The following is a 23,214-nucleotide window of genomic DNA, read 5'->3' on the forward strand; positions in this document are numbered from 1 at the left end:
GCCACGGGAGATCTTATTGGGTAGTGGGCGACCGACCGGTAGCGACGATTTCACCGTGCGGACTTGCTTGATCATGCAACCATCACACGGTGAGCCGAGATGTCCGAATCTGCTTCGTAGGTGACTCGCTGGTGGCGGGACATGGTGACCGCGAATATCTGGGCTGGGCGGGACGATTGGCCGCGCGGGCGGCCAATGCCGGTCGGCCGGTGACCTATTACAACCTCGGGGTGCGCGGACAGACCTCCGCCGATATCGCGGCGCGTTGGGAGCCCGAATGCGAACAGCGGCTACCCGAGAGCACCGATGCGCGCGTGGTGTTCTCCTTCGGCATCAACGACACCCTGATCGACGCGGGCAAGGCGCGGGTGCCCACCGAACAGTCCATCGCGGATCTGACCGCGATCCTGCGACGCGCCAAGGACCGGCGCTGGGAGACGATGGTGGTGGCCCCGCCGCCGGTCGACGACGCCGAACAGAACGCCCGCATCGAGAAGCTGGACGCGCATTTCACCGAAGTCTGCGAAGCCGAGGAGATTCCGTACGTCCGGGTCCACCAGCCGCTGCGGCAGAGCGAGATCTGGATGCGCGAGGTACGCGCGGGTGACGGCTTCCATCCCAGCGCCGCGGGTTACGAGGAATTCGCCGCAATGATCGTCCCGCTGTGGCTGCTGTGGCTGTCCGAACCCGGATCCGGCCTGCCGGTGGTTGGCTGACCTGCGCCGATATGGCGACCGATTAGTTACCGTGTGCTGTCTCGTCTGTATCGGCGAGTTGGTTGATCGCAGTACGGAAAAGAGGTTCGCTCATGGGGAAGATCGTTGTCGCCGAATTCGTTTCGCTCGACGGATTCATTCAGGACCCGGCCTGGACGGCCCCGTTCTGGAACGACCGGATCGGCGAGTACAAATTCGCCGAACTCCAGGATGCCGACGCGCTGCTGCTGGGCCGCTCGACCTACGAGATGTTCGCGGCGTCCTGGCCGGATCACCCGGAGACGGGTGAGTTCAAAGACAAGATGAACACCATGCCCAAACATGTGGCGACCACGACACTGACCGAGCTGGACTGGAATGCCCAGCGTATCGAGGGCGATGTCGCCGCGAGTATCGCGAAACTGCGCTCGGAGGCGAATCTGCTGGTCGCCGGATCCGGCACGCTCGTCGACCATCTGCGCGCGCACGAACTGGTCGACGAATACCGCCTGGTGATCTATCCGGTACTGCTGGGCAGCGGACTGCGGCTGTTCAATACCACCGAGGCCGAGGCGACCCTGACCGTGGCCGAATCCGAGATGCTGGACAACGGTGTGGTGCTCGCGACCTACCGGGTGAGCTCGAATACCGTCACCCGGCCGAATTTCGGCTGAACCGGGCGGGGTCGCCTGGCTAGCATGGGTCGGTGACGCACCCGAGTGGTTGGCATGGCGGCGATCCCGAGTTGAAAGCCCGGCGAGCGAGTTCGTTCGGGCCCAGCGCCGCCGACTACGCCAGATATCGGCCCGACTATCCGCTCGCGGCGATCCGCTGGGCACTGGAGCCGTTGGGCGGCACGGTGAATCCCGAGGTCGTCGATCTCGGGGCGGGCACCGGCAAGCTCACCTCCGGACTGGTCGCGGCGGGTGCGCGGGTGATCGCGGTGGAACCGGATGCGGCGATGCGCGCCGAATTCGCTCGGCATCATCCGGATCTGCCCGCACTCGACGGGAGCGCGGAAACCATTCCGCTGCCGGATGATTCGGTCGACGCGGTACTGGTCGGGCAAGCCTTCCACTGGTTCGATCAGGAGCGCGCGTTCCCGGAGATCGCGCGGGTGCTGCGGCCCGGCGGTGTCCTGGCCGCGCTGTCGAACGGCGATGATCCGAGCGTCGACTGGGTCGTCCAGCTGCGCCGGGTGGCCTGGTCGCACGCCTCGGCCCCGCCCACGGACGACGATCGCCTGCCCGCGCATCCCCGGTTCGAGCCGTTCGAGCGCGCCGAATTCCGGCACTCCCAGCGGCAGACCGCCGACGACCTCACGGCGACGATCGGAACTCATTCGCACACCCTGGTGATCACGCCCGCCGAGCGGGCCGAGGTGCTCGGCCGGATCTCCGAATTCCTGCACGCCCGGCCGGAAACCGGCAACGGGGAGTTCGAACTGCCGTTGCGCGCCTCGGTCATTCGCGCCGTTCGGCGCTGACCCTCAGCGCGACTCCAGCACCGCCATCGCCGCATTGTGCCCGGCGATTCCGCTGACACCGCCGCCGCGCACCGCGCCCGCGCCGCACAGGAAGACATTCGCGTACTCGGTGCGTACACCCCAGCGCGCGGCCGGGGTCGGATCGTCATCGGTGCGGAACGGGAAGCTCAGATCGCGATGGAAGATATGCCCGCCGGGCAGGCCGAGTTCGTGCTCCAGATCGATCGGCGATTTGGCCTCCAGGCAGGGGCGGCCGTCGGGGGTGACCGCGAGGCATTCGCTGATCGGTTCGGCCAGCACCGAATCCAATTGGGCGAGAGTGGATTCCACGAGCCTGTCCCGAGCTCTGTTCGGGTCATCGGCGAAAAGTCTTGCGGGAGTGTGTAAACCGAACAGGGTCAGGGTGTGCATGCCCTGCGCGGCGAGTTCGGGGGACAGGATCGAGGGATCGGTGAGGGTGTGGCAGTAGATCTCCGACGGTGGTGCGCTCGGCGGCGCACCGGTCGCGGCCTCGCGATAGGCCCGCTCCAGCGCGTCGTAACCCTCGCCGATATGGAAGGTGCCCGCGAAGGCCTCGCGCGGATCCACCGCATCGCGCAACCGGGGCAGCCGCCGCAGCAGCATATTGATTTTGAGCTGTGCCCCTTCGGGCTTCACCGGCGCGGGCGTGCCCAGCAGCCGGGCCAACTCGTGCGGAGCGGCATTGACCAGGACATGGCCCGCGCCGACCGCGCCGCCGTCGTAGCGCACCTCCGCGCGCACGCCGTCGGATTCGATCGCGGTCACCTCGCGGTCGGTGACCAATTCCGCGCCCGCGGTGCGAGCGGCCGCCGCGAGTGCGTCGGTGAGCGCGCCCATGCCGCCGACCGGCACATCCCAGTCACCCGTGCCGCCGCCGATGACGTGATAGAGGAAGCAGCGGTTCTGCCGCAGTTCTGGATCGTGCGCCGAGGTGAAGGTGCCGATCAGCGCGTCGGTGAGTACCACCCCGCGCACGGTGTCGTCGGTGAAGGTCGCCTCGATCGTCTCGCCGAGCGGCCGTTCGAAGATCGCCTCCCACGCCACGGCGTCGTCGACGACGCGCGACAGTTCGGCGCGGGTCGGCAACGGTTCGGTCAGGGTCGGGAACACCCGCTGCGCCAGCCGGGCGGTCATCGCGTAGAACCGTTGCCACGCTTGATGATCCGCGTCCGAACCGGTGAGCCGCGCGAAACTCGTCCGGGTGCGATCGGCGTCCGCGGTATCCACCAGCAGTCCGCCCTCGCCGACGGGGGTATAGGAGGATATGCGCCGCCGCCGCGTCTCGAACCGCAGTCCCAACTCCCCGACGAGCTGTCGCGGCAGCAGACTCACCAGATACGAGTACCGCGACAACCGGGCGTCGAAATCCGGGAACACCCGCTCCGAGACCGCCGCGCCGCCGGTGTGCGATCCGCGCTCGAGGACCAGTACCGAGCGCCCGGCGCGGGCCAGATAGGTCGCCGCCACCAGTCCGTTGTGGCCGCCACCGACGATGACGACGTCGTAGCTAGTTGGCATCTGCCCTGGATACCACGTTCAGCGCGCCTTGGTGGCGAGCAGATATCCCTGCGGTCCCTTTTCGTCCGGATCGGCCGCGCGGGCCATTCGCGCGACGGTGCTGAAGCCGTTGTCGCGCAGAACCTCCTCCAGGCCGGGTACCGACCACCAGTACGCCCGAGCCACCGTGTGCTCGCGCGCGATCACGGTGACGGGTTCGTCGACGGTCTGGAACGCCAGCAGCAGATGTCCGCCCTCGGTGAGAGCCCGGGCGAATTTCGACAGGATCGCGGGCACGTGCTCCGGTGGGGTGTGAATGATGCTGTACCAGGCCACGATTCCACCCAGCGAGCCGTCGGGCAGGTCCAGGTCTTCCATGGCCGCGACTCCGAAGCTCAATCCGGGATAGGCGGTCCGAGCCAGTCGGATCATTTCCGGCGACAGATCGATGCCGGATATCTCGACTCCCAGCGCGTCCAGATGCGCGGTGATCCGGCCGGGTCCGCAGCCGACCTCTACGACGGGCCCCCGGACCACGTCCGCGAACACCCGCAGCATCGCCCGATCGAACGGCTGCCTGTCCATCAAACCCTCGACGAACGCCACATAGCGTTCGGCCATCGCGTCGTAGCCGTCGCGCGTGGCCACCACGTCCGTTCGCTCATCGGTCACCGAATCCCGCACCGCCCCACCCTATCCCGGCCGCACCGGCACAATCGCGATATGGAGACGCTCGGATCGAAGACGGTCTATACCAATCCCTGGATGGAGGTCCGCGAGGACAGCGTGCGCCGGGCCGACGGATCCACCGGCATCTTCGGGGTCGTTTCCTTTCCCGATTTCGCCCTGGTGGTGCCGATGGACGGCGATCGGCTGCATCTGGTCGAGCAGTTCCGCTATGCGCAGCAGCGTCGATGCTGGGAATTCCCGGCGGGGGCGCTGCCCGGGCGCGCGGCGGGCGATCCGACCGATCTCGCGCACCGGGAACTGCGGGAGGAGACGGGGTTGCGGGCGGGCCGGATGGTCCGGCTGGGCGCGGTCGACGTGTCGACCGGCTGCATCGCGCAGCGCGGTGAGGTGTATCTGGCGACCGAACTCACCGAGGGCGAGCCCGAGCGCGAACTCGAGGAACAGGACATGCGGTCGGCCTGGTTCGATCGCGGGACGGTCGAGCGGATGATCCGCACGGGCGAGATCACCGATTCCCAGACCATCGCCGCGTATTCGCTGCTGTTGCTGCACGAGCGGCACTGAGCGAAAAGGAACGGGCGCCTCGACCAGTGTCGAGGCGCCCGCTGTCGGGGGTGCTGTGTTTATCGCACGGCCGTGGTGGTCGCCGCCGCGGACGGCGTGGTCGTGGGCGTCGTGGTCGGTGCGGTCGTGGTCGGCTTGGCCGATTCGGTCGTGGTCGGCGCGACCGTGGGGGTGGTGGTCGGTGCGGATGTGGTCGCCTCGGGAGTGGTTGTCGCCGTGGCGGATCCGGACGTGGTCGCCGGGGTGGTGGTCGCGGTCGTGGTCGCCGCGCCGCCGGTGGTGGTCGCGGTGCTGGTCGCCGCGGCCGAGGTGGTGGTGACCGGCGGGTTCGTCTTCTCCTTCTTGGCGGAGTCGGCGGCCTTGTACGCGGCGTCCAGATCGGCGGCGTTGGGCTGGTAGTTCGTATCGACCTGCTTGCCCGCCTGCGCCTCCTGGGCCAGATGGGTGAGCCAGGCCGCCGCGTATTCGGCCGAGGTCATCGGTCGCCCGTTGGCCTGATCGGCGTTCTTCCAGTAGTCGAAGTGATGACCGCTGGCATTGGGGCCGAGAGTGAGGTTGTACGGATCGCTCATGACGACCGGAATGGTGTTCTGGTTGGTCACGATGAGGCCGACGATCTCGTTGAAGACCTTCTGCGGCAGATAGGCCAGCGGGGACATCTGATCCTTGGCGATGGCATCGGCCTTCGGCGCGGGCGGCGGCGTCTGGCCCGGCTTGTAGGCGGGATCCGAGACTCGCAGCAGCACCGACAGGAAGGTCTCGTCGCTGGCCATCCAGTTCGGCTGGGTGGAGATGTAGTTGAATGCGTTGAACGCGATCTTGCCGAGGGTGACCGCGACGTCCTGACCGGTCGCCGGATTCAGCCCCTCCCTCTCCAACTTGTCGGCATTGATCTGGCGGCCGACATTGACCACCAGCTGCAGCAGCGAGATGTTCTGCGGCGCGGCGCAGGTCAGATCGCCCTCGGAGCAGAACGAGGCGACCTTGCCGTTCAGCTTGCCGAAGCCGCCGGCCTGACCGGGCAGCGCGCCCTGACCGGAAATCGGCGACACAGTGCCGTTCTGGTACTTCTGATCGAAGTTGTCCGGATGGGTCGGATCCTTCGCGCCGATGAACGGCCCGTCACCCGCCGAGCGGCCCGAATCGGCGAGGATCACAACGCCGTTGACCTTGTTCGGATCGACGATGCCGTAGTTGCCGTCCTTGTCGGCTTCCTGATTGCCGATCTGCATGGCGACCCGGCGCACGACGTCCGCGCCCTCGCTGTAACCGACGATCGCGAATTTGGTGTCCGGGCAGGCCTTGCGGATCTCGGTCATGACCCGTTCGGTATTCGCGACACCGGCATTGACCGCATCCTCGTAGGTCGCCATATTCGCCGGATATGCGATGTACATGGCGGCATAGGAATTGGGGTCGCTCACCGCGCCCGCGGGAGCGTTGACGATCGGGTCCTCCCAGTGGCTGCTGTAGTCACTGGCCGCCGCGGCGGGCAACTCCTCGCCGTGCGCCCCGACCAGCAGCTTCGTGGTTCCGGCCGCCGGGCTGTCGCCGCGTCCGGCCACCGAGATGGTCACCATGTCATGGCATTCGGTGACGGAGGCTTTCAGCTGCGTATCGGCGGTGCGGGTGGCATTCGTCGACGGCAGCAGCGCGACCGCGACGATCGCCGCCACCCCCAGCGTCGCGGGCGCCGCGATCGCCGAGGCGATCCGGTGCCGCACCAGGAACTCGCGGAAGGACATGTCCCTATCCCCATTTCATAACCGAGAAGCAAATACGAACAGGCCCCCCGACGGGCCATGTGCCATCAGAGACGTCGTAAAACAGGCCGCCGGTGTTACCGTGTGGCATCGGTTATGGGCTCGAGATCGGCTTTCTCCGACCTCGAGCGCGGGTCAAGCCCCTGAAAACAACTGCATTCGATCAGTCGTCCGCGACCAGTCGCAGCCGCCGCGCAAGATCGGATACGAATATCCGCTCCGGATCGACGGTCGCGCGGATACGCCGCCACTCGTCGAGTCGCGGATACATGGCGGAGATCAACTCGGGTGTCGTGCGCGATTCCTTGGCGAAGTACAGCCGACCGCCGGCCGCAAGCACCCGACGATCCAGTTCGGCGCAGAACTCGTTCAGGCCCGGTGCGAGCGGAAAGTCCAGGCTCAGCATGAATCCCGGATGTGGCCAGGACAGCGGTGCCGGACTACTCGAGCCCATGCGTTTGAACACGTTGAGAAATGACCTGTGCCCGGAATGCGCGATCGCTCGCACGGCCTCGGCCAGTCGATCTTCCGCGCCGAACGGCATCGAGAACTGGTACTGCAGAAAACCGCGACGTCCGTAGGCGCGGTTCCATTCCCCGATCACATCCAGTGGATGGAGGAACTGCGTGATGTTCTGGATCTGACCGCGGGCCTGCTTACCGAAGACGCGATAGGTGAGCTCACCGCCGATTCGTGTGGTCAGGTTGTTGACCATTCCGCTGGGGAAGATGTCGGGCACGGTGAGCAGTTGAGGCGCGGCGAAATGCAGCGGATCGCGGCGGAGCTTGACCGGTAGTTGATCGACGGTCGCGAGGTTTCCGCGGCTGAAACCCGCCCGGCCCAGCTTCGCATCTGTACTGATCGTGTCCGGCACGGCCACCGAGTATTCGTAGCCTTCGTCCGACCCGTCGGTCAGCAGCCGCATCGTCTCATCGAGATTGCGGGTCCGCTCGCAATCGACGATGAAGTACGCGGTCTCGGTGTGCTTCATCCGCACTCGCGCCCGCAGCACGATGCCGGTCAGGCCCATGCCGCCGACGGTGGCCCAGAACAGTTCCGCCTCGTCGCCTTCCGGTGCGAGCGTGCGCACCGAGCCGTCGGCGATGAGCAGATCCAGGGACAGCACGTGATTGCCGAAGCTGCCGTGCGAATGATGGTTCTTGCCATGGATATCCGAGGCGATCGCGCCCCCGACGGTCACCTGCCGGGTACCGGGAAGCACCGGAACCCACAGTCCGAACGGCAGTACCGCGCGCATCAGCGCGTCCAGGCTGACCCCCGCGTCGACGTCGACGACGCCGCTGTCGGGATCGATATCGTGAATGCGGGCCAGGGCGGTCATATCGATGACCAGGCCACCGCCGTTCTGCGCCGGATCGCCGTAGCTGCGGCCCAGGCCCCGAGCGATGACCCCCCGTGGTCCGGCCGTGCGGACAGCGCGTGCGATCGCGTCGATATCGGGCGTGGAAAGCACTCGTGCCACGGTCGGCGCGGTCCGACTCCAGCCCGACAACGGGCGTCGATCAATCACCGACCCACTACTAGTGTAATTCACTGGGACCACCATACCGGTCGTGGATGCGCATATTGGCGGATTACCGCTAATCGACTTGACCGGCAACCTATTCGATGTCATTATTAATAGGGGAACGCACTCGATAATTGGTGCAAATATTGTCGTGCTCTCGACATTCTTCCAATCGGGGTGTAATTTAGGAATCCGCACCGGGGCGCGTGCTGTCCGACTCTCGAAATACGAATCGACCGTGGATTCGGCTTTGTCTGCATGCCGATTACCACCCGTTGTTTGTCGAGTCAGGTCCGGATGTCGCGGGCGCGGTGCACAGGAAAACCTCCGACAGGACAAGCAGATACCGGGCCGACCGCACGCGGGTGCGGGCGGTGCGAGGTGCTGGAAGGATGTATCTTGAAGCGCGTTTCGTTCGCCAAACTCCGTGAGCCACTGGATGTCCCGGGGTTGCTGGAGGTGCAGACCGATTCGTTCGCGTGGCTCGTCGGCCAGGGCCTGGCGGAGCTGCTCGCGGAGATGAGTCCCATCGAGGACTTTGCCGGGACGATGTCGCTGACGCTGTCCGATCCTCGCTTCGAGGAGGTCAAGGCCTCGGTCGAGGAGTGCAAGGACAAGGATTTGACCTATGCGGCGCCGTTGTTCGTCACCGCGGAGTTCATGAACAACAACACCGGCGAGATCAAGTCGCAGACGGTCTTCATGGGCGATTTCCCGATGATGACGAGCCGGGGCACATTCGTCGTCAACGGCACCGAGCGCGTGATCGTCGCACAGCTGATCCGCTCGCCCGGCGTCTACTTCGACGAGACCGTGGACAAGGGCACCGAGAAACCGCTGCACAGCGCCCGGGTCGTCCCCTCGCGCGGCGCGTGGCTGGAATTCGACATCGATAAGCGCGACACCGTCGGTGTGCGCATCGATCGCAAACGCCGCCAACCGGTAACGGTGCTGCTCAAGGCCCTCGGATGGACCGCCGAACGGATCACCGAGCGGTTCGGCTTCTCCGGGATCATGATGTCGACGCTGGAGAAGGACAACACCTCCGGCCTCGACGAAGCGTTGCTCGACATCCATCGCAAGCTGCGTCCGGGCGAGCCGCCGACCAAGGAGTCCGCGCAGACCCTGCTGGAGAACCTGTTCTTCAACGAGAAGCGCTACGACCTCGCCCGCGTCGGCCGCTACAAGATGAACAACAAACTCGGCCTGCACGCCGATATCGTCGGAACCCCGGTGCTCACCGAGGAGGACCTCGCCGCGATCGTCGAATATCTGCTGCGGCTGCATCAGGGCGACAATGTGATGACCGCCCCGGGCGGCGTCGAGGTCCCGGTGGAACTCGACGATATCGACCACTTCGGCAATCGGCGGCTGCGCACCATCGGCGAATTGATCCAGAATCAGCTGCGTTTGGGTCTGTCGCGCATGGAACGCGTTGTGCGCGAGCGCATGACGACCCAGGACGTCGAGGCGATGACGCCGCAGACCCTGATGAACATCCGTCCCGTCGTGGCGGCGATCCGGGAGTTCTTCGGCACCTCCCAGATGTCGCAGTTCCTCGACGAGCGCAATCCGCTCGCGAGCCTCACCCAGAAGCGCCGCCTGTCGGCGCTCGGACCGGGTGGCCTGACCCGCGAGCGCGCCGGACTCGAGGTGCGCGATGTGCACTACAGCCATTACGGGCGCATGTGCCCGATCGAGACGCCGGAGGGGCCGAGTATCGGTCTGATCGGCTATCTGTCGGTATACGCGCGGGTCAATCCCTTCGGATTCATCGAGACGCCGTATCGGAAGGTGATCGACGGCGTGGTCACCGACGAGGTCGACTACCTGTCGGCCGATCAGGAGGACCGCCACATCGTGGCGCAGGCCAATGAGCCGCTCGATGCCGCCGGCCGCTTCATCGCCGATCGAATCGCGGTGCGGCGCAAGAATTCCGAGGTCGAACTCGTCGCCTCGGCCGATGTCGACTATATGGATGTGTCACCGCGGCAGATGGTTTCGGTGGCCACGGCCATGATCCCGTTCCTCGAGCACGACGACGCGAACCGCGCCCTGATGGGCGCCAATATGCAGAAACAGGCGGTGCCGCTGATCCGTTCGGAGGCGCCGCTGGTGGGCACCGGTATGGAAATGCGCGCCGCCATCGACGCCGGTGATGTCGTCCTCAGCGAGAAAGCCGGTGTGGTGGAGGAGGTTTCGGCCGATTTCATCACGGTGATGGCCGATGACGGCACCCGCAGATCCTATCGGCTGCGCAAATTCGCCCGGACGAATCAGGGCACCTGCGCCAATCAGCGTCCGATCGTCGACGAGGGCGATCGGGTCGAGGCCGGTGTGGTGCTGGCCGACGGTCCCAGTACCGACGACGGTGAGATGGCGCTCGGTAAGAATCTGCTGGTGGCGATCATGCCGTGGGAGGGTCACAACTACGAGGACGCGATCATCCTGTCGCAGCGCCTGGTGGAGGAGGACGTGCTCACCTCGATCCATATCGAGGAGCACGAAATCGACGCCCGTGACACCAAATTGGGCGCGGAGGAGATCACCCGCGACATTCCGAATATGGCCGACGATGTGCTGGCCGATCTCGACGAGCGCGGCATCATCCGGATCGGCGCCGAGGTTCGCGACGGCGACATCCTGGTCGGCAAGGTCACCCCGAAGGGTGAGACCGAGCTGACGCCCGAGGAGCGGTTGCTGCGCGCGATCTTCGGTGAGAAGGCGCGAGAGGTACGGGATACGTCGCTGAAGGTGCCGCACGGTGAGTCCGGCAAGGTCATCGGTATTCGGGTGTTCTCGCGTGATGACGACGACGATCTGCCGCCGGGCGTCAATGAGCTGGTCCGGGTGTACGTGGCGCAGAAGCGCAAGATCCAGGACGGCGACAAGCTCGCCGGACGACACGGCAACAAGGGTGTGATCGGCCGAATTCTGCCGAAGGAGGATATGCCGTTCATGCCCGACGGCACTCCGATCGACATCATCCTCAATACCCATGGCGTGCCGCGGCGTATGAACATCGGCCAGATTCTGGAGACGCATCTGGGCTGGGTCGCCAAGGCGGGCTGGAAGATTCGGCTCGCCGGTGACGACCGTCCCGACTGGGCGCGGCGCATGCCCGAGGAATTGCTGTCGGTGGGGCCCGATACCAATGTCGCGACACCGGTTTTCGACGGGGCCCGCGAGGAGGAGCTCGCCGGACTGCTGGCCTCGACACTGCCCAATCGCGACGGTGAGGTCATGGTCGGGCCGGACGGTAAGGCGACACTGTTCGACGGCCGGACCGGCGAGCCGTTCCCGTATCCGGTCGCGGTCGGCTACATGTACATCCTGAAGTTGCACCACCTGGTCGACGACAAGATCCACGCGCGTTCGACCGGTCCGTACTCGATGATCACCCAGCAGCCGCTCGGTGGTAAGGCGCAGTTCGGTGGTCAGCGCTTCGGTGAGATGGAATGTTGGGCCATGCAGGCCTACGGCGCCGCCTACACCCTGCAGGAACTGCTGACCATCAAATCCGACGATATCGTCGGCCGCGTCAAGGTGTACGAGGCGATCGTCAAGGGCGAGAACATCCCCGAACCCGGTATCCCGGAGTCGTTCAAGGTCTTGCTGAAGGAACTCCAGTCGCTGTGCCTGAACGTGGAGGTGCTCTCGGCGGGTGCGACGGTCGAATTGCGCAATGACCGCGACGACGAGGTCGATCGCGCCGCGGCCAATCTCGGAATCACCTTGTCGCGCAATGAATCCGCAGCAATCGACGATCTGTCGAGCTGACGCTGTGCGCGGGCAATGAGAATTCCATCAGACGTGCCATCAGTCCCGGCGCGACGCCCGCGAACCACCGTGTCAGGCGACTGCTCAACGACGGCACCACCGTCGCCTTTCCGCGGGCCGCACCGAGCAGCAGCGCCCGCGCGACGGCATCGGCGGTGATCGGCGTACCGCTGTTCAAGGCCGCCAATTCCGCTGGCCTGGTGGCTGATTCACCGGCCAGCTGCGGCGTGTCGACATCCGGCGGCAGCACCACGGTGACCGCGCTGCCGCCGCTGTCGGCCATCGGCGTGGACTATCTGTTCGAGCCCGATGTACTCGTCGAGGTCGAGGCGTTCGCCGTACTCGACTGAACCGGAATGTCGATACCGCGCGCGCCGCTCCGACGTCTCGGGTGAGGATGGGCCGACCGGCGCGTCCGCAGCCTGGCACAAGGAGCCGATGATGAAGTACGTGATCCTGATTCACTCCAACCCGCAGCCGTGGGGACATCCGACCTCGGACTATCTACCCGAATATCAGGACATGTCGCAGGCCGAGCGGGATCGGGTGAACTCCGATTTCGAGAAGCTGCTCGGCGAACTGCACGAGAAGGGGGAGCTGATCACGGGCGAGGCGCTGGGCGCGCCTGAATCCTCGCGACTGTATCGGTGGGGTGATGGCAAACCGCTCGTCACCGACGGTCCGTATTCGGAGGCCAAGGAGCATTTGGCCGGATTCTTCCTCATCGATGTGGACAGTCGTGCGCGGGCCGAGGAGATCGTCGCGCATTTCGCCGGACCGGGCGAGACCGTCGAATTGCGGCCCACCATGCGGCCGGGCGGTGACGATCAATGAGTGTGCGGGTGGTCGAGGATGTGTGGCGGCGCGAGTCGCCGCATATCCTCGCCGCCCTGCTGCGCAGGCACGGTGATCTCGGCGACTGTGAGGACGCCGCGCAGGAGGCCGCCGAAGCGGCCGCGCGGCAATGGGATCGCGACGGCGTGCCCGACAATCCGCGCGGCTGGCTGATCCGGGTCGCCTCGCGGCGGCTGATCGACCGGCTGCGGGCCGACCGGGCACGGGCGGGGCGCGAGGAAGCCGTGGCCGTCGCGCAGCCGGGCGATGCGTATCTCGCGCCACCGGCCGATCACGCGCGACCCGCCGCGGAGGATGATCGGTTGCGGCTGTTTCTGCTGTGCTGTCATCCGAGCCTGAGTCGCTCCTCGCAGGTCGCCCTGACCCTGCACGCGGTCGCCGGTTCGACCACCGCGCAGCTCGCCGCAGCGTATCTGGTGCCGGAACGCACCATGGCACAGCGTCTTTCGCGCGCGCGTGCGACGCTGCGCGCGGCCGGTGCGGTATTCGAGCTCCCGGCCGATACCGAACTGCCCGCGCGCATCGCGGCCGTACTCGACGTCTGCCATCTGCTGTTCACCGAGGGGCATACGCGTTCGGACGGCGGCGCACTGGTGGATTCGGATCTGGCCGAGGACGCGATTCGCCTCACCCGGCAGTTGCACACGGCGCTGCCCGATCACGACGAGGTCGCGGGCGCGCTGGCCCTGATGTTGCTCACCCATGCCCGCGCGTCCGCCCGAACCGTCGGCGGAGAACTGATACCGCTGGCCGAACAGGACCGCTCCCGATGGGATCCAGAGCAGATCGCCGAGGGTGTGCACATCCTCGAAAAGGTGTTGCCGCGTGGGCATGTCGGCCGGTTCCAGCTACAGGCCGCGATCGCCGCCGTGCACGCTGAGGCGAGCGCCTGGGAGAGCACCGACTGGCGGCAGATCAGCGTGCTCTACGCCATGCTCACCCGTGTAGCGCCCAGTCCGATCGTGACGCTCAATCGGGCGGTGGCGATCGGTATGTCGGTGGGTGCCGCGGCCGGTTTGGCGCTGGTCGAGCCGTTACTCGACGATCCGGTCATGCGACGGCATCACCGAACCCATGCCGTGCGCGCCCATCTGCTGGAAATGTCCGGCGACCCGGTGTCGGCCGTCGAAAGCTATCGCCAAGCGGCCCGGCTCACCGCCAGCCTGCCCGAACAGCGCTACCTCAATGCTCGAATGCGCCGACTCGAACCGAAGCGAGTCGACTATCGCGCCGCGCCATAGGCGGCCATCACGATGCTCAGGCCGCGATCGTCGCCCAGCGGTCCCTGCTCGAGCATGCGGTTCATCACATACGAAACCGTCAGGCGTGCATCGAGATCGACGGTGACGATCGAACCGCCCCAGCCGCCCCAGGTGCACATCCGTCCCTGCAGGGCGTAGCCCATGCCGTAGCGCACCCGGGTGCCCAGTACCTCGTCCTCGCCGAGGAACTGTTCCTCGAGTACGCGCTCGCAGCCCGCCTCCGACAGCAGTCGCGCGCCGCGCGCCCGGCCGCCGCAGGCGAGTACCGACTGCACGGCGGCGACCGACCGCGCGTTGCCGTAACCGTTCACCGAGGGGATCTCCGCCCTGCGCCACGCCTCGGTGTCGGCGATTCGCGCCGGGATGGGCGGATTTCCGGGGCCCCGGGCGACGATTTCGGGCGGTCGGGTCTCGGGCGGGATGATCGAGGCGGCCCGGTGGTCGTGCTCGGCGGCCAACCCGATGTGGAAATCCGCGCCCAGTGGACCGGCGACCTCCTCGGCGAAGTACACCCCGAGGCTGCGGCCGGTCGCCCGGCGGACGATCTCGCCGATCAGATACCCCTGGGTCACCGCGTGATAGCCGCCCGCCACGCCGGGCTCCGAACTCGGAACCTGTTCTGCCAGTAGGGTTGTCATCCGCTGCCAGTCGTAGAGCTGTTCGGTGCGCACCGGCTCGCGCCACGTGGCCAGGCCCGAGGTATGGCCGAGTACATGCCGCACCAGCACCTTTTCCTTGCCCGCGGCGGCGAATTCGGGCCAGTACCTCGCCACCGGCGCGTCCAGGTCGATCTCGCCGCGATCGGCGAGGATCAATGCGCACAGTGCGGCCATCGTCTTGGTGGTGGACCAGACGCAGGTGATCGTGTCCCGCTCCCACGGCCGAGTGCGCTCGGCATCGGCGTACCCGCCCCAGATATCCACTACCGGTTCGTCGTTCAGGTATACCGCGACGGACGCGCCGACATCTCGATCGTCCAGCGACGCCGACAGGGCCTCTCGCACGACGTCGAATCGCTCGTCACAGGCACCCTCGATCTGGGCCATGAGCGGTACCCAACTCGGTTTTCTCGTTTCGCGCCAGTGAATTTCGGCGCGCCAGCCTGCTTGCCGTTCTATTGCGGGCCGAGGTTCTCAGGCGCGGAGCTCGGCGACGAATTCGGTCAATCGGTTGTCCGCGGCCGCCTCGTTCAGGGCCTCGGTCACGGCCTTCCGGTAGGTCGGCTCGGCCTTCGCGTGCAGCGCGCGCCCCTGCTCGGTGATCACGGTGTAGACGCCGCGGCGGTCCTTGGGGCACAGGTCGCGCTGGGTGAGCCCGGCTGATTCGAGGCGGGCGACCAGGCGGCTGACCGAACTCTGGTTGAGCCCGACCAGTTCGGCCAACTCCTGCATGCGCAGCTCACCGTCGTCGGCGTGCACGAGCTGACACAGGGCCTGATACTCCGACATTCCGATCCCGTGCCGCCGCTGCATCTCCTTGGCCAGCCGTTGGCTCACCATGCCGTGCAGCGTCACGACCCGATCCCAGACCACCGTGTCCATGCCCCACCGCCTTCCTGTTGACATCAGATTACATGCAGTGACAATATCTGCATGCACCTACATTAATTGCATGTGCATACAGATACTGGAGGACCGCCATGACCGCCCAGCGCGCCGAGAAGATCGCCACCACCCCCGATTGGTATGAGCCGTACAAGATTTCGCAGGCCATCAAGGCGAACGGCCTCATCCACGTATCGGGTCAGGCGGGCATCGACGAGCGGGGACGCACCGTCTCCGACGACTTCCTGACCCAGGGGCGACAGGCGTTCGCCAATATCCGCAAGGTGCTGGCACAGGCCGGAGCCCACCTGGACGATGTGATCAAGGTCGGCATCTTCGTCACCGATATGGCCGCCAACCTCGACAAGGTGATTCAGCTCCGCGGCGAGTTCCTCGTCGAGCCCTACCCCGCCGACACCCTGCTCGAGGTCTCCTCCCTCGCCCAGCCCGACTGGCAGATCGAGGTGGAGGTCACCGCCCTGGCCCGCTGAGCAGCGGTGAATTGGTCGCCCACCCTTGCGTATTCGTGGTGACCCCGCTGCTGCGCGAGATCCGGCCCGGCGCCTATGACCGACTGCTCGCGGTGGTGATCGATCCGATGAGTTACGGCAGGGTGTACCTGCTCGGGGATGCGGCGCATATCGTTCCGCCGATGAGCGCCAAGGGAATTCATCTCGCCCTGCACGACGCCGAGGTGCTCGCCCGCGCTGTCATCGACCACATCCACAGGGACGATTCGACGCTGCTCGGCGAGTACTCCGCCTTCCGCAGGCAGATCGCCCGGGCCGAACTGGAACGCCAATCCAGCTCGCGCGCAGCGGGCAAACTCTTCGGAGAACTGCTCGCCGGAATCAATTGAGTGCCGACGGATCGGGCACGATGATCGGCTTCCCGCCACCGTGGCGTCCGGAACCGAAGGCCTTCGGTGCCTCCGACAGCGGATAGCGGGGACCGACCAGAACGCGCAGACTGCCCTCGCGGACGAGGTTCACCAGCTCTGCCAGCCGAACTCGGTCCGCTTCGACGACGAAGAAGATCGTCCGGCCATCGCGCGGCCTGGCCTCTGAGGGCTCGCTGATGGTGACCAGGGTGCCACCCGCGCGGACCAATCCGGCCGAGCGTTCGAGGATCTCTCCGCCGAACACGTCCAGGACCACGTCGACTTCGCCGACGTCCTCCAGACGCTCGGTCTGCAGGTCGACGAAGGCGTCGGCGCCCAGATCGAGTGCGACGTCACGGTTACCGGCGCGGCCCGTGCCGATAACCCGCGCGCCTGCCCTGTGCGCGAGCTGCACCGCGATCGATCCCACGCCGCCCGCCGCGCCGTGGATCAGGACGGTCTGCCCGGGTTGGATCCGGGCGTGGTCGAACAGCGCCTGCCACGCGGTCAGACCGGAGACCGGCAAGGCGGCGCCGACGGTGTGGTCGACGTCCGCCGGGAGGGGTGCGAGGTTGCGGGCCTCGACCGCGGTGTACTCGGCGAGCGATCCGTCTCGGGTCCAATCGGCGAGCCCGAACACCCGCTGTCCGACAGTGAGACCGGTGGTGCCGTATCCGAGTTCAGCCACGACGCCCGACAATTCGTGACCGGGCACGCTGGGGGTCCGATCGCGGCCCGCTCGGTCCGTCCAAGTTCCCGGCCAATCCAGTTCGCCGGAGGTGAAGCCGGCCGCGCAGACCCGCACGATGACGTCGTTCTCGGCAGCGTGTGGGTAGGGGTGATCAGTCAGGGTCAAACCATCGAGCCCGGCTGCTTGGTCCTTGACGGTGATGGCCTTCATGTCCCCAGACGTTAATCCGTTTTCGGGTCGAAACCTGGGTTCAGGCCAATCGGCCGGTACGAATCGCCGCACGGAAGGCATTCATGAGGTCGGCGCGAACATTGCGGCCGATACGGCCTATATGCAGGTCGAGGCCGGACGTCCGGGTGCCATGACCCCCGTGCGCGGTCACATCGGGGAATGATACGGATCGATCACACGAGGCCGGCGAATCCGGCACGAGTTCTTCATATTTCGTCGCCATGGTCTCGCGTCGCACCGCCGGCGAGCAGGCCGTCGATGACGACGTCGATGGCGACGCGGAAGCGCTGCTCGGCATCGCCGGTGACGAGCTCGGTGGCGTACGTGGTGAGCAGCGGGAACCGGTCGCGCGGGAGGCCGGTGAAAGTCGCGTAGCTCGCGTCGCCCGGTTCGCCGCTGTTGGCGCGCCGCATATCGGGCTCGACGGCGGAGTGGGTCACCAGGGTCGCGAAGATGTCGGTGGCCCAGGCGGCTTGCTGGGGCGCGATCCCGCCGGCGAGCAGGATTCCCAGCTGGTTCTCGACCAACTGCAGGCTCGCGTCGGTGGCTGGCGCCTCGGCCATGAGCGTCGTGGCGATTCCAGGATGCGTAACCAGTGCACGCCGGACGCGTTCGAGCAGCGCGTGCAATTGCTCGCGCCAGCGCGTGGGGTCCGGCGTCTCGAGTTCGACGGTGGCGAAGACGCGCTGCTGCATCGCCTGGATCAGGCCCTCGCGTCCGGAGACGTAGACGTAGAGCGAGGAAGGTCCGGTGTCCAGGGCGGCCGCGACCTTCCGCATCGTGACCGCCTGCAGGCCCTCGGACTGCAGCAGTGTCAGCGCTGCGTCCACGACGACGTCCACGCTCAGCGGCGCCTTGGCGGGGCGGTCACGGGTCGAGCGCTGGCGGCTCGTGGGGTTCATCGGTGGGGGGAACTCCTGAGAGTGACGTGGTGAACAGTGGCGGGCCTGGTGGACCGACTTCAGTCTAGCGTACTCTGTTCGTTACGAACGACGTTCGTTACGAACGATGTTCTACCAGCTCTACCTCATCTCCCGGAGGCACCTCATGGCCACCAGCCACAACCGCAAAGTCCTGTTCGGCCTCGGACTCGAGAACGGCATTCACCAGGTGCGCGACATGCACCGGCACGCCCGCGGCGCCGACGAGGCCGGTCTCGATTTCTTCAGCCTCAGCGACCACCCCACAGCCGCGGATCGGGTCGACGCGTACGCCACGCTCGGCTTCGTACTGGGCGCGACCAGCACGATCAGCGGCGGCGTGATCTGCACGAATCTGTTCAGCCGCCCCGCGCCCATGCTCGCGCGGACCATTGCCGGATTGTCCGCGCATTCCGGTGATCGGGCGATTCTCGTGCTCGGAGCGAACGGGTCTCCGTCGGAAGTCGACCCACTCGGTATCCCTCGCCTGTCGCCCGGTGCGCGCATTCGTTGCCTGGAGGAGGCGATCATCGTCGTGAGAGCCCTCACCGGCGGCGGTGAGCCGGTCACCTTCGACGGCGAGTTCTATCAGGTCACCGCCCTGATGCCGACTCCGTCACCCACGCCGCCGATCTGGGTGGGCGTGGGCGGCCCGAAGGGCCTGGCCGTCACCGGACGCCGCGCGGACGGCTGGATCCCGCCACATGCGGCAGACTGGCGAAGCGAGCTGGTCGCCTCGGCGCGACCAATCATCGAAGAGGCGGCGGTTTCGGCCGGACGACAGCCGAACGACGTCGGCACTGTCTACCTGGTGGCGGGGCCTGTCACCCGGGACCCGGTTCCGCCGTCGCAGACCCGCGACGCCGGGGGCCGCTGGGCAGGCGGCGGGGTCCAGCAGTGGGTGGAGGAGCTCACCTTCGCCGTACTCGAAGGCGGCGCAACCGGATTCAACTACCTGGTCCGTCCCGGCGAAAGCCATGACGACACATCCCTGCGCCGCTGGACGGACGAAGTCGTACCCGCGGTCCGCGCGGCAATCGCCGAGCGCTGACCGACCGGCGACCCGCCATATCACCGTCGCCTGTAGCGCCGCGGAAGTTGTGGCGTGGTCATGGCCAGGTGGTCTTGGAGTTCGGCGTGCCGGAACTGGTAGACCGGTCCGACGCTGCATAGCAGTCCGAGCCTGTGGGCGTCGTCGAGGAAGGCCATCGTTCGGCGCACGGCAGGAGGCCAAGGTCGAGTTCGCGAGGTTGCCGCTCGCCGAGCCGCCACATCACCTCGCGACGCTGGCGCACACCTACCCCGCCGTGACCGCTGCTACCTCCCCAAAAGCATTGGCAGCGGCCACATTCCACTCATGTTCGGTGAAATCAAGTATCCCCTGGCACACCCGTCCTACTCGGGAGGCGAGTTCTACCGCTCAGATCGAGCGGATCCACAGTTGCCAGCCGCTACCTTGCTGACCATAGACGCAGTCGGGCCGGGTGTCGGAGCTGCCGTACCACGCCTGCCACTTTTCCCCCGCCTGCACGCACGCCGACTGAGTCTCGTACTCGCCGATGAACGTGCCCTCGGCACTCGCGTTGCCCGCCACCGCCCCGACCACAACCAATGCGGCGGCACAGGCCGCAAATGATCTCCATACTGTTCGCATGCCGGCAACCTTGCCAGAATAGGACACCGAATCCATGACCCAAGGATTGGGAGATTGCGGCAGCTATGTGCCCTTATGTAGTGGACGACGGCGGTTACGACCCCGAACCTGAGGTTCCTCCGCGTGCCCCTGAGTGCCCGTTTCCAAACTGATTGTTCAGCGGGATTGTGGGGTGGGGGAGGCGTTACGCGGGCGAATCGACGGAAAAGCCCGCTGGTGAAGCCGACGATTGCGCGGAAACTGCACCACCGCAGCAGGTTTCCGATTCTGGTGGCGCATCCACGATGGGGCGGCTCCCATCCAGGGCTGTTGCGACTTCTGGGACCCTACAGCCGCCGCCGAACGTCAACCCCGTGCCATGTCCACGAAACGACTGAGGTGCAGCTGGTGGGCGACCGTGATGGTGGCGGTGGGGCCGTTTCGGTGTTTGCCGAGGATGAGGTCGGCCTCGCCGCCTCGGGGGTCGTCGCGTTCGAAGGCGTCCGGGCGGTGCAGCAGGATGACCATATCGGCGTCCTGTTCGAGCGAGCCGGATTCGCGGAGGTCGGAGACCATGGGGCGCTTATCGGTTCGCTGTTCGGGACCTCGGTTCAGCTGGCTGATCGCGATGACCGGAACCTCGAGCTCCTTGGCGAGCAGTTTGAGGCTTCGGGAGAATTCCGAGACCTCTTGCTGACGGGATTCGACCTTCTTGCCGGAGGTCATCAGCTGAAGGTAGTCGACCACCACGAGCCGCAGATCGTGACGCTGCTTGAGCCGCCGCGCCTTCGCGCGAATTTCCATCATGGTCATATTCGGCGAATCGTCCACGAACAGCGGAGCTTCGCTGATCTCACTCATCCGCCGCGCCAATTTCGTCCAGTCGTCATCACTCATCCGACCCGCACGCATATCACCGAGCTTGATCTTCGCCTCCGCCGACAGCAGACGCATGACAATCTCGGTGCGACTCATTTCCAGCGAGAAGATGACACTCGCCAAACCATGCTTGATCGAACAGCTCCGCATGAAATCCATTCCGAGCGTGGAATTGTGCGTCGGAACCATGGATCGGCCGGCGAGGTAGAGATGATCGGCATTGTCGACCTCGACGCAGCGTACGGGGATGCTCGCGATGCGTCGCACGTCCACGATGTATCGAGAACCGGAACGGGCCGTGCCGTGGCTCGCGCGGCGTTGCTTGTGCAGCAAGTTCTTTCGGTACAGACCGAAAACTTCGTCGTCGGTCGAGAAGGTCAGTGTGTAGGCCGTCGACGTATGGGCGAACCGACCGGCGACATTCTTGGTCGACATCTGGCAGCGGTATCCCAGACCGACGATCAACTCCTCGACATCACGTGCGAGCTTCTCGTTGGTGACTGTGAACTGGACGGAACCAGCATGTGTGACTGTCCCGTCGGTATCCAGCAATCCGGCGAGCAGACTGCGGCGTTGACGTTCGGAGGCGCGCAGATACTCGATCGGAATGTGCTTGTCGTCGAGTACACCGATCGTGCGCAGCCGAGCCTGCACCGTACCGATCGAATTGCGGCACGTCTGGCACAGACGTAGCCCAATCGAGGGGCCGCCGCAATTGCGGCAGGTCGGTTGCGGAACCGGAGCGGAGAGAAAGCGGGCTTTGCCGCCACAGGATCGACCGCACGTCCGGACTTCGCTTGTGAACGGGACGAATTCGGCTCCGCAAACTACACACGCACGTGCTGGGACGGGTTCGTCCGCAGGAAGTTGCAGGCTGTACCGGAGGATGGCGGTCGACGACGGCACGGCGACTATTCCTTCGCCCTCGATCCGAGCGACGATCTCCGGATCGGCGGTTGTCAGCTGCGCGCAGGCCGAAGTGCCATCGCCGAGCCAAGCGCCGAGCGTGTACGGCGGGACCAGCAGATCACGAGGCGGAAGCTGAAGCGGTCGAGCGTTGGTCACCGAATGGTTCAGTCGTCGATCAGCGGTCTCGCATCGAAGGCTGGCGGCGATCTCCGCGGTGGTGCGTATTGCGGCGGATTGCTTGGCGGAGCGCCGCGATGAACGAGTCTCGGTCAACCATTGATGCTGCTCGTCGGCGATGATCACGGTGCCGTCGGAGAATTCGATCTCATAGCACGGCCGGTCCGACATGACCTCGGTCGTGGCCACGACGCGGGTGGGCCGACCGTCGGCATCGATCAGGTGGTCGCCGACAGCGACCTCGCCCATCGTGGTCCAGCCCGTCGGTGTCGGCAGCGGCGTATCCAGGGCGAGCGCCTTACCGACGCCGGGTCGCGCGGCGACGATGATCATCTGGCCCGGGTGCAGGCCGTTGGTTATTTCGTCGAGTTCGGTGAAACCGGTTGGGACGCCGAGGGACATGCCGCCGCGGCTGGCGATGGAGTCGATTTCGTCCATCGTGGGCTGGAGCAGTTCCTCGAGGGGCATGAAATCGTCGCTGGAGCGGCGCTCGGTGACCTCGTAGATCTCGGCCTGGGCGCGGTCGACGACCTCGGCGACGTCTTGGCCGTCGGCGCCCGCGTAGCCGTACTGGACGATGCGGGTGCCCGCCTCGACCAGGCGGCGCAGAACCGACTTCTCCGCAACGATTTCCGCGTAGTAGGAGGCGTTGGCGGCGGTGGGGACGGTTTGGGTCAGAGTGACCAGATAGGGCGGGCCGCCGATGCGCTTGAGTTCGCCGCGGCGGTCGAGGGCGGCGGCGACGGTGACCGGGTCGGCGGGTTCGCCGCGGCCGTAGAGGTCGAGCACAGCGTCGTAGACGGCCTGATGCGCGGGGCGGTAGAAGTCGCCGGGGCGCAACACCTCCACCACATCGGCGATGGCGTCCTTGGACAGCAGCATGCCGCCCAGCACCGACTGTTCGGCCGCCATATCGTGCGGCGGCTGGCGACCGAAATCCTCACCGGGAGCGTCCTGATAGTCCGAGTGTCCGCGATCGTCGACGACTGCCACCAGACTCGACCGTCCTCTCTCATCACGCCCGGTTCCGAGGTTATCGATGTCTGGTTGTACGCCTCGGGTACGACACGTTCCGGATCCGTACCGAACCGATCGACCCGGGTTGTGCGGGCCTCGTGGCGAGGGCAGCAAACCGATGGTGTGCTCGGTAGGTAACGCGGAACGCGACCGTCCTGGGCGTCGGATCACGACACCGGGAGCCAACCTTAG

The 23,214-nt window shown here is 66.1% G+C and carries 20 protein-coding genes and 1 pseudogene; 11 read left to right on the top strand and 10 right to left on the bottom strand.

What is annotated here, in order from left to right; all coding sequences use genetic code 11:
• Positions 1–89: 89 nt before the first annotated feature.
• From NP4_RS25610 to NP4_RS25620, 3 genes are all read left to right on the top strand, one after another.
• On the top strand, positions 90–716 hold the full coding sequence (locus NP4_RS25610) for a DUF459 domain-containing protein (protein ID WP_068002809.1): 627 nt from the start codon (positions 90–92) through the stop codon (positions 714–716).
• A gap of 92 nt (positions 717–808) precedes the next feature.
• Positions 809–1,369 carry a dihydrofolate reductase family protein gene (locus NP4_RS25615; RefSeq protein WP_068002812.1) on the top strand — a complete coding sequence of 187 codons (561 nt, stop codon included), beginning with the start codon at positions 809–811 and terminating at the stop codon, positions 1,367–1,369.
• Between the two features lie 32 nt (positions 1,370–1,401).
• Entirely contained in the window at positions 1,402–2,181 is a 780-nt protein-coding gene (locus tag NP4_RS25620) for a class I SAM-dependent methyltransferase (RefSeq protein WP_068002816.1), read from the top strand.
• Positions 2,182–2,184: 3 nt separating this feature from the next.
• Here NP4_RS25620 and NP4_RS25625 read toward each other — a convergent pair whose 3' ends face one another.
• Together NP4_RS25625 and NP4_RS25630 are read right to left on the bottom strand one after the other, a co-directional pair.
• On the bottom strand, positions 2,185–3,720 hold the full coding sequence (locus NP4_RS25625) for a phytoene desaturase family protein (RefSeq protein WP_068002818.1): 1,536 nt from the start codon (positions 3,718–3,720) through the stop codon (positions 2,185–2,187).
• Between the two features lie 18 nt (positions 3,721–3,738).
• Positions 3,739–4,383, bottom strand: coding sequence for a class I SAM-dependent DNA methyltransferase (locus NP4_RS25630; protein ID WP_245998423.1), 645 nt, complete (start codon positions 4,381–4,383; stop codon positions 3,739–3,741).
• A 39-nt stretch (positions 4,384–4,422) separates the two neighbouring features.
• Here NP4_RS25630 and NP4_RS25635 point away from each other — a divergent pair, with 39 nt between their 5' ends.
• Entirely contained in the window at positions 4,423–4,953 is a 531-nt protein-coding gene (locus NP4_RS25635; protein WP_068002821.1) for an NUDIX domain-containing protein, read from the top strand.
• A gap of 59 nt (positions 4,954–5,012) precedes the next feature.
• Here NP4_RS25635 and NP4_RS25640 read toward each other — a convergent pair whose 3' ends face one another.
• Entirely contained in the window at positions 5,013–6,698 is a 1,686-nt protein-coding gene (locus NP4_RS25640; RefSeq protein WP_068002825.1) for a cutinase family protein, read from the bottom strand.
• A 181-nt stretch (positions 6,699–6,879) separates the two neighbouring features.
• Positions 6,880–8,283, bottom strand: coding sequence for a decaprenylphosphoryl-beta-D-ribose oxidase (gene dprE1, locus NP4_RS25645; protein ID WP_068002827.1), 1,404 nt, complete (start codon positions 8,281–8,283; stop codon positions 6,880–6,882).
• 342 nt (positions 8,284–8,625) lie between these two features.
• On the opposite strand from dprE1, the gene rpoB reads away from it, so the two are divergent.
• The 4 genes and pseudogenes from rpoB (at position 8,626) to NP4_RS25665 (ending at position 14,120) form a co-directional block, all read left to right on the top strand.
• Complete coding sequence (rpoB, locus tag NP4_RS25650) at positions 8,626–12,024, top strand: DNA-directed RNA polymerase subunit beta (RefSeq protein WP_068002830.1); 3,399 nt, start codon at positions 8,626–8,628, stop codon at positions 12,022–12,024.
• Positions 12,025–12,287: 263 nt separating this feature from the next.
• Positions 12,288–12,374, top strand: a pseudogene (locus NP4_RS41185) (RidA family protein); the annotation flags it as partial.
• A gap of 91 nt (positions 12,375–12,465) precedes the next feature.
• Complete coding sequence (locus NP4_RS25660; protein ID WP_068002923.1) at positions 12,466–12,858, top strand: YciI family protein; 393 nt, start codon at positions 12,466–12,468, stop codon at positions 12,856–12,858.
• Positions 12,855–14,120, top strand: coding sequence for an RNA polymerase sigma factor (locus tag NP4_RS25665; protein ID WP_068002837.1), 1,266 nt, complete (start codon positions 12,855–12,857; stop codon positions 14,118–14,120). The genes NP4_RS25660 and NP4_RS25665 overlap by 4 nt, the downstream gene beginning before the upstream one ends.
• Here NP4_RS25665 and NP4_RS25670 read toward each other — a convergent pair.
• Both NP4_RS25670 and NP4_RS25675 read right to left on the bottom strand, forming a co-directional pair.
• The gene (locus tag NP4_RS25670; protein WP_068002840.1) at positions 14,102–15,187 is read right to left on the bottom strand and encodes a serine hydrolase domain-containing protein; all 1,086 of its coding nucleotides are present in this window, start codon (positions 15,185–15,187) and stop codon (positions 14,102–14,104) included. The two genes, NP4_RS25665 and NP4_RS25670, sit on opposite strands and share 19 nt — an antisense overlap.
• 87 nt (positions 15,188–15,274) lie before the next feature.
• Positions 15,275–15,682, bottom strand: coding sequence for a MarR family winged helix-turn-helix transcriptional regulator (locus NP4_RS25675; RefSeq protein WP_068002843.1), 408 nt, complete (start codon positions 15,680–15,682; stop codon positions 15,275–15,277).
• Positions 15,683–15,780: 98 nt separating this feature from the next.
• Here NP4_RS25675 and NP4_RS25680 point away from each other — a divergent pair, with 98 nt between their 5' ends.
• Complete coding sequence (locus NP4_RS25680; RefSeq protein ID WP_068002846.1) at positions 15,781–16,176, top strand: RidA family protein; 396 nt, start codon at positions 15,781–15,783, stop codon at positions 16,174–16,176.
• A 35-nt stretch (positions 16,177–16,211) separates the two neighbouring features.
• Positions 16,212–16,544, top strand: a complete 333-nt coding sequence (locus NP4_RS25685) for an FAD-dependent monooxygenase (RefSeq protein WP_211335948.1) — start codon at positions 16,212–16,214, stop codon at positions 16,542–16,544.
• On the opposite strand, the gene NP4_RS25690 is transcribed toward NP4_RS25685, so the two are convergent.
• Entirely contained in the window at positions 16,537–17,466 is a 930-nt protein-coding gene (locus NP4_RS25690) for an NADP-dependent oxidoreductase (RefSeq protein WP_068002849.1), read from the bottom strand. The two genes, NP4_RS25685 and NP4_RS25690, sit on opposite strands and share 8 nt — an antisense overlap.
• A gap of 227 nt (positions 17,467–17,693) precedes the next feature.
• Positions 17,694–18,389, bottom strand: a complete 696-nt coding sequence (locus NP4_RS25700) for a TetR/AcrR family transcriptional regulator (protein ID WP_082876218.1) — start codon at positions 18,387–18,389, stop codon at positions 17,694–17,696.
• A 145-nt stretch (positions 18,390–18,534) separates the two neighbouring features.
• Here NP4_RS25700 and NP4_RS25705 point away from each other — a divergent pair, with 145 nt between their 5' ends.
• Positions 18,535–19,458, top strand: a complete 924-nt coding sequence (locus NP4_RS25705) for an LLM class flavin-dependent oxidoreductase (RefSeq protein ID WP_068002928.1) — start codon at positions 18,535–18,537, stop codon at positions 19,456–19,458.
• 369 nt (positions 19,459–19,827) lie between these two features.
• Here the strand turns inward: NP4_RS25705 and NP4_RS25710 are convergent, their stop codons facing one another.
• The gene (locus tag NP4_RS25710; protein WP_147288067.1) at positions 19,828–20,097 is read right to left on the bottom strand and encodes a hypothetical protein; all 270 of its coding nucleotides are present in this window, start codon (positions 20,095–20,097) and stop codon (positions 19,828–19,830) included.
• Between the two features lie 309 nt (positions 20,098–20,406).
• Positions 20,407–22,998 (bottom strand): replicative DNA helicase, encoded by a 2,592-nt coding sequence (dnaB, locus tag NP4_RS25715; RefSeq protein WP_068002855.1) that lies wholly within the window; start codon positions 22,996–22,998, stop codon positions 20,407–20,409.
• Positions 22,999–23,214 lie beyond the last annotated feature (216 nt).

Origin of the sequence: Nocardia pseudobrasiliensis NBRC 108224 (assembly GCF_001613105.1) — a bacterium.
In the GTDB taxonomy this organism is placed as follows: domain Bacteria; phylum Actinomycetota; class Actinomycetes; order Mycobacteriales; family Mycobacteriaceae; genus Nocardia; species Nocardia pseudobrasiliensis.

Excerpts from the sequence above, each read along its gene's own strand:
- NP4_RS25615 (WP_068002812.1), top strand. The coding sequence starts at position 809 with ATGGGGAAGATCGTTGTCGCCGAATTCGTTTCGCTCGACGGATTCATT.
- NP4_RS25625 (WP_068002818.1), bottom strand. The coding sequence starts at position 3,720 with ATGCCAACTAGCTACGACGTCGTCATCGTCGGTGGCGGCCACAACGGA.
- NP4_RS25635 (WP_068002821.1), top strand. The coding sequence starts at position 4,423 with ATGGAGACGCTCGGATCGAAGACGGTCTATACCAATCCCTGGATGGAG.
- NP4_RS25640 (WP_068002825.1), bottom strand. The coding sequence starts at position 6,698 with ATGTCCTTCCGCGAGTTCCTGGTGCGGCACCGGATCGCCTCGGCGATC.
- dprE1 (WP_068002827.1), bottom strand. The coding sequence starts at position 8,283 with ATGGTGGTCCCAGTGAATTACACTAGTAGTGGGTCGGTGATTGATCGA.
- NP4_RS25660 (WP_068002923.1), top strand. The coding sequence starts at position 12,466 with ATGAAGTACGTGATCCTGATTCACTCCAACCCGCAGCCGTGGGGACAT.
- NP4_RS25665 (WP_068002837.1), top strand. The coding sequence starts at position 12,855 with ATGAGTGTGCGGGTGGTCGAGGATGTGTGGCGGCGCGAGTCGCCGCAT.
- NP4_RS25670 (WP_068002840.1), bottom strand. The coding sequence starts at position 15,187 with ATGGCCCAGATCGAGGGTGCCTGTGACGAGCGATTCGACGTCGTGCGA.
- NP4_RS25675 (WP_068002843.1), bottom strand. The coding sequence starts at position 15,682 with ATGGACACGGTGGTCTGGGATCGGGTCGTGACGCTGCACGGCATGGTG.
- NP4_RS25680 (WP_068002846.1), top strand. The coding sequence starts at position 15,781 with ATGACCGCCCAGCGCGCCGAGAAGATCGCCACCACCCCCGATTGGTAT.
- NP4_RS25690 (WP_068002849.1), bottom strand. The coding sequence starts at position 17,466 with ATGAAGGCCATCACCGTCAAGGACCAAGCAGCCGGGCTCGATGGTTTG.
- NP4_RS25700 (WP_082876218.1), bottom strand. The coding sequence starts at position 18,389 with ATGAACCCCACGAGCCGCCAGCGCTCGACCCGTGACCGCCCCGCCAAG.
- NP4_RS25705 (WP_068002928.1), top strand. The coding sequence starts at position 18,535 with ATGGCCACCAGCCACAACCGCAAAGTCCTGTTCGGCCTCGGACTCGAG.
- NP4_RS25710 (WP_147288067.1), bottom strand. The coding sequence starts at position 20,097 with ATGGATTCGGTGTCCTATTCTGGCAAGGTTGCCGGCATGCGAACAGTA.